Raw genomic sequence first — 15,915 nt, forward strand, 5'->3', positions numbered from 1 at the left:
GTGGCGACGCGGCCCCAATGGCCCCGGAGAAACAACATGACTACAAAAATCATCACCAGCGACACCGAAGCCCTGAATGTCGCCGAAGACATCGCCCAGCAACTGCGCCGCGACAGCGCCCTGCGCGATCGCGAGCGCCGCCTGCCGCATACCGAGCTGGAGCTGTTCACCCGCTCCGGCCTGTGGGCCATCAGCGTGCCCAAGGCCTTTGGCGGCGCCGGCGTGTCCCACGTCACCCTGGCCAAGGTCATCGCCCGTATCGCCCAGGCCGACGGCTCGCTCGGGCAAATCCCGCAAAACCATTTCTACGGCCTGGAGGTGCTGCGGGTAAACGGCACCCCCGAGCAGCAACAGCGCCTGTACGCCGAAGTACTCGCCGGCCGGCGCTTCGGCAATGCGCTGGCCGAGCTGGGCACCAAAACCGCCAACGATCGCACCACCCGCCTGAGCCGTGACGGCGACGGCTTTCGCATCAACGGCCGCAAGTTCTATTCCACCGGCGCCATCTACGCCCAGCGCATTCCCACCTCGGTCGTCGATGAACAAGGCGTGCAGCAGCTGGCCTTCGTCCCGGCCGATAGCCAGGGCTTGCAGGTGATCGACGACTGGAGCGGCTTCGGTCAGCGCACCACTGGCAGCGGTTCGGTGGTGTTTGACAACGTGTACGTCAGCGCCGCCGATGTGGTGCCGTTCCAGAGCGCGTTCGAGCGCCCCACGCCGGTCGGGCCGCTGGCGCAAATTCTTCATGCTGCCATCGACACTGGCATCGCCCGCGCCGCTTATGAAGATGCCCTGCACTTCGTGCGCACCCGCAGCCGCCCGTGGGTCGACTCGGGCCTGGACAAGGCTACGGATGACCCGCTGACGCTGAAGAGTTTCGGCCACCTGGCGATCCGTCTGCATGCCGCCGAAGCCCTGCTGGAGCGCGCCGGCGAATACCTCGACCGCGCCCGCGACGACAGCACGGCCGACAACGTGGCCGCCGCCTCCATTGCCGTGGCCGAAGCACGTGCCATCAGCACCGAGATTTCGCTCGCTGCCGGTACTGCCCTGTTCGAACTGGGCGGCAGCCAGGCAACGCTGGCCGAGCACAACCTCGACCGCCACTGGCGCAACGCCCGCGTGCACACCCTGCACGACCCGGTGCGCTGGAAGTATCACGCCATCGGCAACTACTACCTCAACGATACCAACCCGCCACGCCGGGGGACCATCTGATGGCCAGGCAGATTCTGCTCAATGCCTTCAACATGAACTGCATCGGGCACATCAACCACGGCCTGTGGACCCACCCACGGGATACCTCGACCCAGTACAAGTCCCTGGAATACTGGACCGATCTGGCCCGCCTGCTGGAGCGCGGCCTGTTCGACGGGCTATTCATTGCCGACATCGTCGGCACCTACGACATCTACGGCCAGTCGCTGGACGTCACCCTCAAGGAGTCGATCCAGCTGCCGGTCAACGACCCGCTGCTGCTGGTTTCGGCCATGGCTGCCGTCACCCGCCACCTGGGGTTCGGCCTTACCGCCAACCTCACCTACGAAGCGCCATACCTGTTCGCCCGGCGGCTTTCCACCCTCGACCACCTGAGCAATGGCCGGGTGGGCTGGAACATCGTCACCGGCTACCTCGACAGCGCCGCCCGGGCCATGGGCCTTGAGCAGCAACCCGAGCATGACCGTCGCTACGACCAGGCCGACGAATACCTGCAAGTGCTTTACAAGCTGCTGGAAGGCAGCTGGGCCGATGACGCGGTGGTCGCAGATCGCGAGCAGCGTATCTATGCCCAGCCCGACAAGGTGCGCAAGGTCAGCCACCACGGCGAGTTCTACAACGTCGAGGGCTATCACCTGAGCGAACCCTCGCCGCAACGCACCCCGGTACTGTTCCAGGCCGGCAGCTCGCAGCGTGGCCTGGCGTTCGCCGGCAACCATGCCGAATGCGTGTTCATCAGTGGCCAGGACAAGGCCGCCACCCGCGCCCAGGTCGACAAGGTGCGCGCTGCCGCCCAGGCCGCCGGGCGCGACCCGCAAGCGATCAAAGTGTTCATGGGCATCACGGTGATCGTCGCCCCTACCGAGCAAGCGGCCCAGGCCAAGCATGCCGAATACCTGCGCCATGCAAGCCCCGAGGCCGGCGTCGCGCACTTCGCCGCCTCCACCGGCATCGACTTGCGGCCTACGGGCTGGACGAGCCGATTGGCTTCAGCCAGGGCAATGCCATCCAGTCCGCCACGCGCCAGTTGCAGAACAGCGCCTGGACCCGCCGTCGCCTGCTTGAACAGCACGCCCTGGGTGGCCGCTACGTAACCCTGGTCGGCTCACCGGAACAGGTGGCCGAACAGTTGATCGCCTGGATCGACGAAACCGGGCTGGACGGTTTCAACCTGACCCGCACCGTCACCCCGGAAAGTTTCGAGGACTTCATCGACCTGGTCATCCCGCAGTTGCAACAGCGTGGCCGCTACAAGACCGCCTATGCCGAAGGCACCCTGCGCGAAAAGCTGTTCCAGGCCGACCACCCGCACCTGCCCGCCGACCACCCGGGCTCGACCTACCGCTTTACCCCAACCCCTGCCCCGACTGGAGCCCTGCACCATGCTTGAGAAACTGTTCCGGCCCGTCGCGGCCATTGCCCTCACCCTGGGCCTGTCCGCCAGTGCCCTGGCTGCCGAACCGCTGAAGATCGGCACCACCTCGGCTTTTGCCATTCCGCTGGAAGCCGCCGTGGAAGAAGCGCACAAGCAAGGCCTGGAAGTGAAGCTGATCGAATTCAGCGACTGGATCGCGCCCAACGTCAGCCTCAACAGCGGCGACATCGACGTGAACTACTTCCAGCACATCCCGTTCCTGGAGAACGCCAAGGCTGCTGCGGGCTTCAACCTGGTGCCTTACGCCTCGGGCATCATCAACAACGTTGGCCTGTACTCGAAAAAGTACAAGAGCTTTGCCGAGCTGCCTGAGGGCGCCAGCGTGGCGATCGCCAACGACCCGATCAACAGCGGCCGTGGCCTGCAACTGCTGGCCAAGGCCGGGCTGATCACCCTGAAGCCAGGTGTTGGTTACAAGGCCACCGAGGACGACATCGTCGCCAACCCGAAAAAGCTGAAAATCCTTCAGGTCGAGGCGGTTCAGCTGGTCCGCGCCTACGACGACGCCGACCTGGTGCAGGGCTACCCGGCCTACATCCGCCTGGCCAACACCTTCGATGCCACCTCAGCATTGCTGTTCGACGGCCTGGAAAACAAGGAATACGTGATCCAGTTCGTCATCCGCCCGCAAAGCAAGGACGACCCACGGCTGGCCAGGTTCGTCGACATCTACCAGCACTCTCCGGTGGTGCGCGCAGCATTGGACAAAGCCCACGGCAAGCTCTACCAAGCCGGTTGGGAAGGCTGACATGAGCCAGGCCCACGCGCTCAGGGCGCCTGCACCACAACCATCGCCGCCACCGGTCAAGGAACAGGCCCTGCGCCCGGAGGTCAATGAAGCCCATGTACGCTTTATCGGCCTGGGCAAGACCTACCCTGGCCAGCCGCAACCGGCCTTGCAAGGCATCGACCTGAACATCCGCCATGGCGAGATCTTCGGCATCATCGGCCGCAGCGGTGCCGGCAAGTCTTCACTGCTGCGTACCATCAACCGCCTGGAGCAACCCAGCCAGGGCCGGGTGCTGATCGACCAGGTGGACATCGCGCCTTTCGATGAGGACCACCTGGTGGCGCTGCGCAGGCGCATCGGCATGATCTTCCAGCACTTCAACCTGATGTCGGCCAAGACCGTATGGCAAAACGTCGAACTGCCGTTGAAAGTGGCCGGCGTGGCCAAGGCCGAGCGCCAGCGCAAGGTGCGCGCTTTGCTTGAGCTGGTCGGTTTGCAGGAAAAGCACCACGTGTACCCGGCGCAGCTGTCTGGCGGGCAGAAACAGCGCGTCGGCATTGCCCGGGCGCTGGTACACGACCCCGAGATTTTGCTGTGCGACGAAGCTACCTCGGCGCTGGACCCGGAAACCACCGCTTCGATCCTTGAGTTGCTGCGCGACATCAACCAGCGGCTGGGCCTGACCATCGTGCTGATCACCCACGAAATGGCGGTAATCCGCGATATCTGCCACCGGGTGGTCGTGCTGGAGCGCGGCGAAGTGGTCGAGCAGGGCGAAGTCTGGCGGGTGTTCGGTGCCCCACGCCACGAGGTCACCCGCACCCTGCTAGCGCCGTTGCAGGCCAGGTTGCCTGCCGCACTGCAAGCCAGCTTGCGGGCCAGCCCGGTAAGCCGCGACAGCGCTGTAGTGCTGAAACTGACCCTGCTCGGTGAGCCCGAGCTGTCTGCTTTGTTCAACGATCTGGGCGGCCGCGTACGCCTGCTGCAGGGCGGCGTGGAAACCATCGGCGAGCATGCCTTGGGGCAACTGATCCTGTCGGTGCAACATTCGCCGCACGACACCCATCAACTGCTGGAACGTGCCCGCCGCTGGGCCGAGGACGTGGAGGTACTGGGCCATGTGGTTTGATCGCCTGCTGGACGGCTTGCTCGACACCTTGCTGATGGTCGGCGTGTCGTCGCTGATCGCCCTGCTGGTGGGGGTGCCCATGGCGGTGCTGCTGGTCACCAGCGACAAGGGCGGAATCTTCGAGGCACCGTTGCTGAACCGGGTGCTGGGCGCCTTCGTCAACCTGTTCCGCTCGATCCCGTTCCTGATCCTGATGGTCGCGCTGATCCCCTTCACCCGCCTGGTGGTAGGCACCACCTACGGGGTGTGGGCGGCGGTGGTGCCGCTGACCATTGCCGCCACGCCGTTTTTTGCGCGCATTGCCGAGGTCAGCCTGCGCGAAGTCGACCATGGTTTGGTGGAAGCTGCACAGGCCATGGGCTGTCGGCGTTGGCACATCGTCTGGCACGTGCTGTTGCCCGAGGCGCTGCCGGGCATCGTCGGGGGGTTCACCATTACCCTGGTGACCCTGATCAACTCCTCGGCCATGGCCGGTGCGATCGGTGCCGGGGGCTTGGGCGACATTGCCTACCGGTATGGCTACCAGCGCTTTGACAGCCAGATCATGCTGACCGTGATTGCCATGCTGGTGGCGTTGGTGGCGTTGATCCAGCTGGGTGGGGACCGCCTGGCGAAGGGCCTGAACAAGCGATAGACGAGGGCCGCAAAGCGGGCCCTGGGTCTCAATCCCAGCGAAGATCCGCAGCCGGCACCGGCCGCCCGAACCAGTACCCCTGCCCCAGCTGACACTGCTCCAGCAGCAGGAAGCTGGCCTGCTCCGCCTGCTCGATGCCCTCGGCATGCACCTGCATGCCCATGCTGCGTGCCAGGGCAATGATTACCCGCACGATCGCGATGTCATCCTCATCCAGAGGCAACCCGGCAACGAAGCCCTGATCAATTTTCAGCTTCTGCACCGGCAAACGCTTGAGCCGCAGCAACGACGAATACCCGGTGCCAAAGTCGTCGATGGCCAGGGTCACGCCCAGCTCGCGCAAACGGTGCAACTGCTCCAGCGCCACTTCCGGGTCTTCCATCACGGCGCTCTCGGTGACTTCCAGCTCCAGCAGCGCCGGCGCCAGGCCGGTGTCGTGCAGCACTTCGGCAACCTGCTGGTACAGCTCGTGCTGGCCAAACAGCCGGCTGGAGATGTTCACCGCCACAAATGCCAACTGCCGGCCTTCGGCCTGCCACTGCACCATTTGCAGGCAGGCCTGGCGCAGCACCCAGGTGTCGATTTCGGCAATCAGCCCGGTGCGCTCGGCAATCGGGATGAACTCGCCCGGCGGCACAAGGCCGCGCTGGGGGTGCTGCCAGCGCACCAGTGTCTCGACCCCGACCTGCCGGCCTGTCGCCAGGTCATGTACCGGCTGGAAGTACACCCGCAGCTCATCCTGCTCCAGGGCCCGGCGTAGCTCACCGGCGGTCTCGACCCGCTGTTGGGCGTGAGCAGTCAGCTCTTCGGTGTACAGCGCATAGCAGGCCCTGCCGTTGCTTTTGGCCTTGTACAACGCCGCGTCGGCATTACGCAGCAACTGCTCGGCGCTCAGGGCGTCGCTGGGGAACAGGCTGATACCGACGCTGGCACTGATGAACAGGCGATTTTCCTCGAACAGGAACGGCTCGCGCATGCGTTCGATAATGCACTGCGCCAGCTTGCCCGCCTGGCCGACCTGCTGGCAGTTCTCGGCCAGCACACCGAACTCGTCGCCACCCAGGCGTGCCAGGGTCACGCCATTGCCCAGCACCTCGCCCAGGCGCTCGCCCACCAGCTTCAGCAACTGATCACCGATGGTGTGGCCCAGGCCGTCATTGATACTCTGGAAATGGTCCAGGTCCAACAGCAGCAGGGCACAACCGCGCTTGTTGGCCTGAGCGGCCGCCAGGGCCTGCTCGACCCGGTCGGTGAACAGCAGGCGGTTGGGCAGGCCGGTGAGCGGATCGTGGTGGGCCAGGTAGGCCAGTTCCTGCTCCGAATGCTTGATCGCACTGATATCACTGAACACCGCCACGTAATGGCTCAGCTCACCGTCGTCATCGCGGATGGCGCAGATGGTCTGCCATTGCGGATAGATTTCGCCGCTTTTGCGCCGGTTCCAGATTTCGCCGCTCCACTCCCCCTGCTCGGCCAGGGTGGCAAAGATCTGCTGGTAGAACGCCTGGCCGTGGCGGCCCGATTTGAACTTGCTCGGGCGCTGGCCGATCACCTCATCCTGCTGGTAGCCGGTGATGCGCATGAAGGCACGATTGACGTGCACAATCAGGCCCTGGCGGTCGGTGACCAGCACACCTTCGAGGGTACTGTCGAACACTGCAGCAGCCATGCGCAGCCGCTCGCGGTCCTCGCAGCGCAAGCGCGCACCAATGCCGATGAAGTTCAGCAGCCGCACCCTCGAAACATAGATCAGCACGGCACTGAACAACACCCACAGCACCACATTGATCTGCCGCCCCACGGCCAGTGCCAGGGGATCGTCAGCCATGCCGTGCAGCATCACCTCGGCCAGCGCCAGCCAGAGGATCGAGAGCACCACATACAGCGCAGCCATGCGCAAGGCGTCGCGAACGGAAACAGACATGTCGGGTGGAAAAGCCCATCAAAAAGGAGTGGGCATTATAAAGGCTGAAACATGTCGTGACCTCCTATCTAAACGGTTGACTGGTTTTATTTCCCCGCCAAGGGATAATCAGCCCTTCCCCCCGCATTTCGAGGGTATTTACATCTATGTGGTATAACGGCCTGCTCGACTTGTCGGCCTGGCAACTGGTCGGCATCACTCTGCTGATGACCCACGTGACCATTGTCAGCGTCACGGTCTACCTGCATCGCTACTCCGCGCACCGGGCCCTGGAGCTCAATGGCGCGCTCAAGCATTTCTTCCGCTTCTGGCTGTGGCTGACCACGGCGCAGAACACCCGTGAATGGACCGCCGTCCACCGCAAGCATCACGCCAAGTGCGAAACCCCCGACGACCCGCACAGCCCGGTGTACAAGGGCCTGGGCACTGTGCTGCGCAAGGGTGCCGAGCTGTACCGTGAAGAGGCGCGCAACCCCGAAACCCTGCGCATCTATGGCAAAAACTGCCCGGATGACTGGATCGAGCGCAACCTCTACTCGCGCTACAAGCTGGGTGGGATCGCGCTGATGGCGGTGATCGACCTGCTGCTGTTCGGTACCGCCGGCATCACCATCTGGGCTGTACAGATGATGTGGATTCCATTCTGGGCCGCCGGTGTGGTCAACGGCCTGGGCCATGCCCTCGGCTATCGCAACTTCGAATGCCGCGATGCTGCCACCAACCTGGTGCCTTGGGGCATCGTCATCGGGGGCGAAGAGCTGCACAACAACCACCACACCTACCCCAACTCGGCCAAGCTGTCGGTCAAGCGTTGGGAGTTCGACATGGGCTGGGCGTGGATACGCCTGTTCTGCCTGCTGCGCCTGGCCAAGGTACAGCGCGTGGCGCCAATCGCCCACCGGGTGGCCGGCAAGGCAAGCCTGGACATGGACACCGCCATGGCCATCCTCAACAACCGCTTCCAGATCATGGCCCAGTACCGCAAGCTGGTGATCGGCCCGCTGGTCAAGCAGGAGCTGGCCCGGGTGGACGCTTCGGTGCGCCACCACTTCCGCCGCGCCAAGCGCCTGCTGTCGCGTGAAACCAGCTTGTTGGAAGACCGCCACCATGTGCGTATCGAGTCCATGCTTGCCCATAGCCAGGCGCTGAAGACCATTTACGAAAAGCGCCTGGCCCTGCAGCAGATCTGGGCGCGCACCAGCGCCAACGGCCACGACATGCTGGCTGCCATGAAGGACTGGATACACGAGGCCGAAACCAGCGGCATCCACGCCCTGCGCGACTTCGCAGCACAACTCAAGACCTACTCCCTGCGCCCGACCGGCGCCTGACCGCCGTTGATCGGCACGCCCCATTTCGGTGCGTGCCGTTCGGAACTTAGCCACCTCGACTCCACTCAAATTTGGCACATCGCCCGCGTGGCGGGCCGGATGCTGGCCGCACGCTTTTACGTCGAGACCCGCTTCGTGCACATGGCCAAGAATATTCCAACGACATTGCCCGGCACCCCGCCTCCCGAAGCCGCCAAGACTTTACTTGCGCTCCTGCACGCCCAAGGCGAGGTAGCCCGCCTGAGCGAGCGCGATCAGCTGTTCAGTTCGTTGCTGGACAGCGTCAACGCGGTGCTCTGGGCATTTGACTGGGAAACTCGTCAGGTGCTGTACGTAAGCCCCGCATACGAACGCATCTTCGGCCGCCCGGTCAGCCTGTTGCTGGCCGATTACAACGAATGGCGTGACAGTATCTACCCTGACGACCTCGAGTTCGCCGAGCGCAGCCTGGCCCAAGTGCTGCTCAAGGGCGCTGTGGAAGACCGCGAGTACCGCATCCTGAATGCCGACGGGCAACTGCGCTGGCTGAGCGACAAGTGCTATATCAACCAGCAACACGTGGGCGACCGGGTAATCATTGTCGGTATCGCCGAAGACATCACCGAGAAGAAGCAGCTTGAAGGCGAACTGCAGCGCCTGGCCACCACTGACGTGCTGACCCAGAGCAGCAACCGCAGGCACTTCTTCGAATGCGCCCAGCAGGCCTTCGACAGCGCCCGAGAAGACGGTACACCGCTGGCCTTCCTGCTGCTGGACATCGACGACTTCAAACGCATCAACGACAGCTACGGCCACCAGGAAGGTGACCAGGTACTGCAACACATCGCCGACAGCGGCAAGGCCGTGCTACGCCGTGGCGACCTGTTCGGGCGCATTGGCGGCGAGGAGTTTGCGGCCGTGTTCCCCGGTTGCAATACGCAGGTGGCCGAGCAGATTGCCGAACGCTTGCAGCGGCAGATCCAGCGGTTGAGTTTCATCCACGGTGAGCAGACGTACGGGGTGACGGTGAGCCAGGGGCTGACCGGGCTGACCGAAGAAGATGTGGCACTGGACAGCCTGTATGCCCGGGCCGATGCGGCGATGTACCAAGCCAAGCGGCAAGGCAAGAACCAGATCGTCCGCGGCTGACCCATCCTGCGCAGGTAATGGTATGACTGGGGCTGCAAAGCGGCCCCAACATCTCAGCTGGGCGCTTCAGCCTCCGCCACAGGCGGCTCTTCCTGGGGCTTCACCTCCGGGTTATCCACCTTGCGCAGCCGGTTCAGCTCCGGCAGGCCCATCTTCAGCAAGCGCGCGGTCTTGCCACTGGCCACTTTCTCCAGCCCCTGCTCGGCCGGCAGCCGCGACAACTGCCCCGCCAGGTTCATGGCCAGGATCTCCCGCGAATACACGCCGCCGCCCAACTGGTAGATCGCCGCGATCAATTCGCGCAAGGCCAGCGGCAAACGCCAGCGTGTCCGCAGCGCCGAGCCGAACGCTGCTCCGAACTCATCCAACGATTGCTGCACGTTATGTTCGTCTAGCTCGCCCCCGGCCAACCGCCACTCTTGCAGGCAGCGCAACACGGCCAGGTCGCCCAGGCAATGCAGCAACCCCGCGCAATAGCAGCGCCCTTCGTCCAGCTCGAGCATGCGCGCCAATGTACGGCCATATTCGGCCGTATGCAGTGAAAGCTGCCAATACCCGGCCGCGTGCTGCGCCAGCAACGGGTCGCTGAGCCGTGCACTGCGCTTGAGGGTCATGCCCAGAATCAGATTCATGCTCTGGGTGCTGCCAAGCTTGTTCAGGGCCTGCAGCAAGGTTTGCACCGGCGCTTCACGGTGCAACGCAGCGCTGTTGGCAGCCGCGATAAGGACGGCGGTAACCTGAGGGTCGTTACGCACTTCCTCTTCGAGCACCTTCAGGTTCAGGCCCTGAGGGTTGAGCGCCCGCTTGATCGCCACCTGCACGTCGGCCAACAGCGGCCCGCCATCGGCGGTAGCACGGCGCTGCTCAAGGTAGGTGGGCAGGCTGGCACCTGCCTGCAACGCCGGCACCGGGCAGGCGATTTCTTCGCCAACGGCCAGCAGCAGCTCTTCCAGGCGCTTGCGCAGGTTGTCCAGGTTCAGGGGTTTGCTCAGGTAGGCAGTGGGGTGCAGGGGCAACACCTCGCGCACACTGGCGCTGTCGCTGCGGTTGCTCATGAGGATGAACGGCAAGCCCGGCCCTTTGGCGCGCACCTTGCGCAACAGGTCCAGGCCATCGACACCGGCCAGCTCGCGGGCGGCGATAATCAGGTCTGGCTTGCTGGACAGCGCGCTGAGTGCCTGCGCCCCATCGGCGCACACCTGCAGGCGGGCATCGCAGCGCACACTGAGCAGCATCTCGCTGAGCATGTCACGCACCCACGGGTCGCCTTCCACAATCAGTACGCTGGGTGGGGTGGGGTCTGCAGCGTTCATCGCCAACTACTCCTGAATAGCCTGACACACGTTCCGTCGCAGCTTCCAAAGCCAGTCCTCCGACAACCATAGCGCCACATGGCTTTTCAGGGCACAAAAAAAACCCGCCGAAGCGGGTTTTTTCAGAAGCGCGTCACATCAAGCGAGTTCAGCGAAGCACTCTTCGATGATGGCCAGGCCTTTGTCCAGCAGTGCGTCTTCGGCAGTCAGCGGTACCAGGATACGCAGAACGTTGCCGTAGGTGCCGCAGGACAGCAGGATCAGACCCTTGTCGCGTGCCTTGGCAACAACCTGGCCAACAGCAGCAGCGTTCGGGGTGTGAGTGCCTTTCTCGAAGACTTCAACAGCAATCATCGAGCCCAGACCACGGACGTCGCCGATGATCGGGTGCTTCTTCTGGATTTCGCGCAGGCCAGCGGTCAGGCGCTCACCTACAGCCTTGCTGCGGTCCAGCAGTTTTTCTTCTTCGAACACTTCGATCACGGCCAGGGCCGCGGCGCAAGCGATCGGCGAACCGGCGTAGGTGCCGCCCAGGCCGCCCGGGGCGATGGCGTCCATGTACTCGGCCTTACCGCACACACCGGCCAGCGGGAAGCCGCCAGCGATGGATTTGGCGAAGGTGGTCAGGTCAGGCGCAACGCCCATCTGTTCCATGGCGAAGAAGGTACCGGTACGGCCAGCACCCGTCTGAACTTCGTCGGCGATCAGCAGGATGCCGTGCTGGTCGCACAGCGCGCGCAGGCGCTTCATCAGCTCTTTCGGCGCTGGCAGGAAGCCGCCTTCGCCTTGTACCGGCTCGAGGATGATCGCGGCGATGTCACGCGGCTCGGCGTCGTTCTTGAAGATGCGCTCGACCGAAGCAATGGCGTCGTCAACGCTGATACCGTGCAGTTCGCTCGGGAACAGGGCGCGGAAGATGCCGCCTGGCATCAGGCCCATGCCAGCGGAGTACGGCACGACCTTGCCGGTCAGGCCCAGCGTCATCATGGTACGGCCGTGGTAGCCGCCGGTGAAGGCGATGACGCCAGCACGGCCAGTGGCAGCACGGGCGATCTTGACGGCGTTTTCAACGGCTTCGGAGCCGGTGGTGACCAGCAGGGTCTTCTTGTCGAAGTCGCCTGGGACCAGCTTGTTGATCTTTTCGCACAGCTCTACGTAGGGTTCGTAGGCCAGCACCTGGAAGCAGGTGTGGCTGACTTTGGTCAGCTGCTCTTGCACGGCTGCAACCACTTTCGGGTGCAGGTGGCCGGTGTTCAGTACTGCGATGCCGCCGGCGAAGTCGATCAGTTCGCGGCCTTCAACGTCGATCACGGTCGAGTTCTTCGCGGTGTCGACGAAGATCGGGTGGATCTGGCCAACGCCACGTGGGACGGCAGCTACACGACGTTGCATCAAGGATTCGTTGGTCTTGCTCATAATGCCCTCATTGCGCCGACAGGAATGGCGCTTTTATTCGGGGGTGGCTGGGAGTGCTCGCGCACAGTATTCGTTGATCGACTGCCGTAAACGCCCTGGCCACCAGGTACTGCGATGTAAAAAAGGCCAGCGAGACGTCGCTCTCGCGCCCCGCTGGCAGAGGTAAAGCCTTTACCGTGCTATCAGACGCTGATGCACAGGTATTTGATTTCGAGGTAGTCCTCGATACCGTATTTGGAACCTTCGCGGCCCAGGCCCGAAGCCTTGATGCCACCAAACGGTGCCACTTCGTTGGAGATCAGGCCGGTGTTGATACCCACCATGCCGTATTCCAGGGCTTCGGCAACACGGAACACACGGCTCATGTCGCGGGCATAGAAGTACGAAGCCAGGCCGAACTCGGTGTCGTTGGACATGGCGATGACTTCGGCTTCGTCTTTGAAGCGGAACAGCGGCGCCAGTGGGCCGAAGGTCTCTTCCTTGGCGACAGCGGCGGTTTTAGGCACGTCGACCAGGATGGTCGGCTCGAAGAAGTTGCCTTCGATCAGCTTGCCACCGGACAGCACCTTGGCGCCTTTGGAGACGGCGTCTTCGATGTGTTCCTGAACCTTGGCGACAGCTTTACCGTCGATCAGCGGGCCCGTGGTGGTGCCGTCTTCCAGGCCGTTACCGATCTTCAGCTTGGCAACTGCAGCGGCCAGCTTCTGGGCGAACGCGTCATAAACGCCGTCCTGCACGTAGATACGGTTGGCGCAGACGCAGGTCTGGCCGTTGTTGCGGTACTTGGAGATGATCGCGCCTTCAACCGCCTTGTCCAGGTCGGCATCGTCGAACACGATGAAGGGGGCGTTGCCACCCAGCTCCAGAGAAACCTTCTTGATGTCCTTGGCGCACTCTTGCATCAGCTGGCGACCGATTTCGGTCGAGCCGGTGAAGGACAGCTTGCGTACCAGGGAGTTGCCGGTCAGTTCGCCGCCAACTTCGCCAGCGCTGCCGGTCACGACGCTCAGCACGCCAGCCGGGATACCGGCACGGTGGGCCAGCTCGACCAGGGCCAGGGCGGAGTAAGGGGTTTGCGAAGCAGGCTTGAGCACCATGGTGCAGCCAGCGGCCAGGGCCGGGCCGGCTTTACGGGTGATCATGGCGGCCGGGAAGTTCCACGGGGTGATGGCCGCGGTAACACCGATTGGCTGCTTGATGACGATCAGGCGCTTGTCTGGCTGGTGGCCCGGGATGGTGTCACCGTAGACGCGCTTGGCCTCTTCGGCGAACCACTCGATGAACGAGGCGGCGTAGGCGATTTCGCCCTTGGCTTCGGCCAGTGGCTTACCTTGTTCGGTGGTCATCAGGCGAGCCAGGTCGTCCTGGTTCTCGATCATCAGTTCGAACCAGCGACGCAGCTTGGCCGAACGCTCTTTGGCGGTCAGTGCACGCCAGGCCGGCAGGGCCTTGTCGGCAGCTTCGATGGCACGGCGGGTTTCCGCGGTACCCATCTTCGGCACGGTGCCGATGACTTCACCGGTGGCCGGGTTGGTCACCTTGATGGTCTGGCCATTGTCCGCATCCAGCCACTCACCATTGATGTAGGCTTGCTGGCGGAACAACTGAGCGTCTTTGAGCTGCATGTCGGCTTCCCGAATTGTTGATTGTTGAAAAGCGCCCAAGGCAGGGCATCGAGCGTTTGAAATCTCAAACGAATGCTAAGCGGCTGCTGGGGTGTTGGACAATAGGCTGTTCGAAAAAAAGAACGAATGGTTGAACAGCCGGGCGGAAATTTCATCATTTGGGTAGTGGCAACCGGCCTCTTCGCGGGCACGCCCGCTCCCACAGGTACTGCACCGAATTGGAGACCGGTGGGGTACCTGTGGGAGCGGGCGTGCCCGCGAAAGGGCCAGTACAGGTTAGACGAACGGGCTGAAGGAAATGTGAAGGGAGGACCGACGGCCCTCCCGAAGGGGATGGATCAGAATGCCTTGGCCAGGTCGATCACCAGAGCCCGGTAGCCAACACTGCCCGGCTGCCGGCTATGCACCTTCAACTCCACCAGCACCTCCTGGGTCCCGCGCCGTACCTCGTTGAGCACGGTGGTGGTCAGTTTCTCGGGGGTCAGGAAGTTCACCGAAGCCGAATAGATGAACTGGGTGTCGGTCTCTGGCCGGTAAGCCACCACCGAGGTCACCGGGCTGTACCACTCGTCGCCACGCTCCTTGCCGTACTCCCACACCTGCTCGACCGTGCCCTTGGCCTCGTCGATACGGTACTCCACCGCCCGGCTGTAGTTGCCGGCAAGCCTGGTTGGCGCAAAGTCGCGCCCCCAGCCGTTATCGAACACCGTCAGCGTGCCTTTGCCGGTCAGCCAGGCGGTGTGCTGGGTCCACGACCAGTCGAAGCTTGCGCTCGCAACCGGCGTCAGCACTTTATCGCGCAGGCGCTCAGGCCAGCCTTGGGGCGAGGCCAGAATCCACTTCACCTGCTTGTCGCGACCAATCTTCACCACGCCCTGATGCCGTGCTGAAACGATGATGCTGTCGTCATCGGCGTCGTAATCGATGGCATTGACGTGTGCCCAGTTGCGCCCGGTACCCACCCCCGGGGTGTCGCCGAAGGGCAAGTCGCCCTCGGCCAGTTCATTCGCCAGACGCTCGTCTTGCTTCTGCACCCCTTCCGGCAACTGGATAGCCGCTTTACCCAACGTTTCCAGCAGGTCGCCACGGTAGGGGTCGAGGATCTGGTTGAGGTCCCAGAAGTCCAGTACGTCCCCGGCCTCACTGACCTCGATGATGTGGTCGCGAATCGAACGTACACGTTTGCCGTCGGGGCGCCGGTAGTCGCTGGTGCCCACCCGCAGCAGGTAAGTGCCGTTGGCAGTTTCGCGGATTTCGTGGGAGAAGTCGGCGAACTTGTCGGGCAGGCTGCGCTGCCAGATGCGCCGACCCAGCAGGTCGTACTTGGAGTAGGTCTGGCCCTGGCCCCAGATGAGCTTGCCGTCGCGGGTCTGCTGGAAGCCCATGGTGCCGCCCAAGCCATCGCGACGGTTGGAGTCGTGGATCTGTTCGATATCCAGGTACCAGCGCACATCGCCATTGCTGTCGGCAATCCAGTTGTTGCCCACCTGGTCCCATTCCGCTGCGCCACCCAGGGCATTCCACTTGAAGGCGCGGCCGCCCGGGATGTCACCCTGCAGGTGGTTGAACAGGTACAGGCGCTTTTCAAAGCCTGGCGCTACCTTGACCGGCTGCACTTCCGGCAACGCGGCGGTCTGCCTGGCCACCACCGGCAGGCGCACGGCCGGGGCGTAGATCTGGTACTGCTCGCGAATGCGCTCGCCGTCGAGCTTGTAGGTCACCTCGACCTGGTTGACGTAGTCCGGGTACAGCCCGAATACCGGGATGCCGCCGTAGGTCCACAACGAACGGTCAGACACGTCATAGACAACGTCCACACCGCGCTCGCCACGCCCCAGTACACGCACATGCGCATCACTCAGGCTGCGCCCGCCGTCGCGGATGATCGCGGTCAGCGGCGCCAGGCGGTACGGGTTCACAACCACATCGCCGAGCAGCGCCTCGTCACGCTCGGGAACCTTGGCGGTCAGACAGGCGCCTTCAGGCAGTGCAGGGGTTTCGGTCTTGGCATTCATGGCAAAGCTCCTTGTGC

General features: G+C 63.5%; 11 protein-coding genes and 1 pseudogene. 7 read left to right on the plus strand and 5 right to left on the minus strand.

Features of this window, described 5'->3' with window-relative positions; genetic code table 11:
- Positions 1–36 precede the first annotated feature (36 nt).
- The 5 genes and pseudogenes from LU684_RS11025 to LU684_RS11045 all read left to right on the plus strand — a co-directional run bounded on the left by LU684_RS11025 (position 37) and on the right by LU684_RS11045 (position 5,146).
- The gene (locus LU684_RS11025; protein WP_232894639.1) at positions 37–1,218 is read left to right on the plus strand and encodes an SfnB family sulfur acquisition oxidoreductase; all 1,182 of its coding nucleotides are present in this window, start codon (positions 37–39) and stop codon (positions 1,216–1,218) included.
- A pseudogene (locus LU684_RS11030) lies at positions 1,218–2,608 on the plus strand (LLM class flavin-dependent oxidoreductase). Before LU684_RS11025 ends, LU684_RS11030 begins: the two are co-directional and overlap by 1 nt.
- Positions 2,601–3,401: a MetQ/NlpA family ABC transporter substrate-binding protein gene (locus LU684_RS11035; protein WP_060518093.1), complete on the plus strand. Its 801-nt coding sequence runs from the start codon at positions 2,601–2,603 to the stop codon at positions 3,399–3,401. The pseudogene LU684_RS11030 and the gene LU684_RS11035 overlap by 8 nt, the downstream one beginning before the upstream one ends.
- A gap of 1 nt (position 3,402) precedes the next feature.
- On the plus strand, positions 3,403–4,512 hold the full coding sequence (locus LU684_RS11040; protein WP_191087153.1) for a methionine ABC transporter ATP-binding protein: 1,110 nt from the start codon (positions 3,403–3,405) through the stop codon (positions 4,510–4,512).
- Positions 4,502–5,146 carry a methionine ABC transporter permease gene (locus LU684_RS11045; RefSeq protein ID WP_023048205.1) on the plus strand — a complete coding sequence of 215 codons (645 nt, stop codon included), beginning with the start codon at positions 4,502–4,504 and terminating at the stop codon, positions 5,144–5,146. Before LU684_RS11040 ends, LU684_RS11045 begins: the two co-directional genes overlap by 11 nt.
- Before the next feature lie 28 nt (positions 5,147–5,174).
- On the opposite strand, the gene dibA is transcribed toward LU684_RS11045, so the two are convergent.
- Complete coding sequence (gene dibA / locus LU684_RS11050; RefSeq protein ID WP_016484380.1) at positions 5,175–7,070, minus strand: phosphodiesterase DibA; 1,896 nt, start codon at positions 7,068–7,070, stop codon at positions 5,175–5,177.
- 146 nt (positions 7,071–7,216) lie between these two features.
- Here dibA and desA point away from each other — a divergent pair, with 146 nt between their 5' ends.
- Together desA and LU684_RS11060 are read left to right on the plus strand one after the other, a co-directional pair.
- A complete protein-coding gene (gene desA, locus LU684_RS11055) occupies positions 7,217–8,401 on the plus strand; it encodes a delta-9 fatty acid desaturase DesA (RefSeq protein WP_016484379.1) in 1,185 nt (394 codons plus the stop codon).
- 99 nt (positions 8,402–8,500) lie between these two features.
- On the plus strand, positions 8,501–9,529 hold the full coding sequence (locus LU684_RS11060) for a GGDEF domain-containing protein (RefSeq protein WP_096425453.1): 1,029 nt from the start codon (positions 8,501–8,503) through the stop codon (positions 9,527–9,529).
- Positions 9,530–9,582: 53 nt separating this feature from the next.
- On the opposite strand, the gene LU684_RS11065 is transcribed toward LU684_RS11060, so the two are convergent.
- From LU684_RS11065 to LU684_RS11080, 4 genes are all read right to left on the minus strand, one after another.
- A complete protein-coding gene (locus tag LU684_RS11065) occupies positions 9,583–10,842 on the minus strand; it encodes a response regulator (RefSeq protein WP_023048203.1) in 1,260 nt (419 codons plus the stop codon).
- A 138-nt stretch (positions 10,843–10,980) separates the two neighbouring features.
- Positions 10,981–12,258: a 4-aminobutyrate--2-oxoglutarate transaminase gene (gene gabT / locus LU684_RS11070; RefSeq protein WP_016484376.1), complete on the minus strand. Its 1,278-nt coding sequence runs from the start codon at positions 12,256–12,258 to the stop codon at positions 10,981–10,983.
- A 182-nt stretch (positions 12,259–12,440) separates the two neighbouring features.
- A complete protein-coding gene (gene gabD / locus LU684_RS11075) occupies positions 12,441–13,883 on the minus strand; it encodes an NADP-dependent succinate-semialdehyde dehydrogenase (RefSeq protein ID WP_016484375.1) in 1,443 nt (480 codons plus the stop codon).
- A gap of 338 nt (positions 13,884–14,221) precedes the next feature.
- A complete protein-coding gene (locus LU684_RS11080; protein ID WP_232894641.1) occupies positions 14,222–15,898 on the minus strand; it encodes an aryl-sulfate sulfotransferase in 1,677 nt (558 codons plus the stop codon).
- Positions 15,899–15,915 lie beyond the last annotated feature (17 nt).

Source organism: Pseudomonas sp. NMI542_15 (assembly GCF_021283425.1).
In the GTDB taxonomy this organism is placed as follows: domain Bacteria; phylum Pseudomonadota; class Gammaproteobacteria; order Pseudomonadales; family Pseudomonadaceae; genus Aquipseudomonas; species Aquipseudomonas fortuita.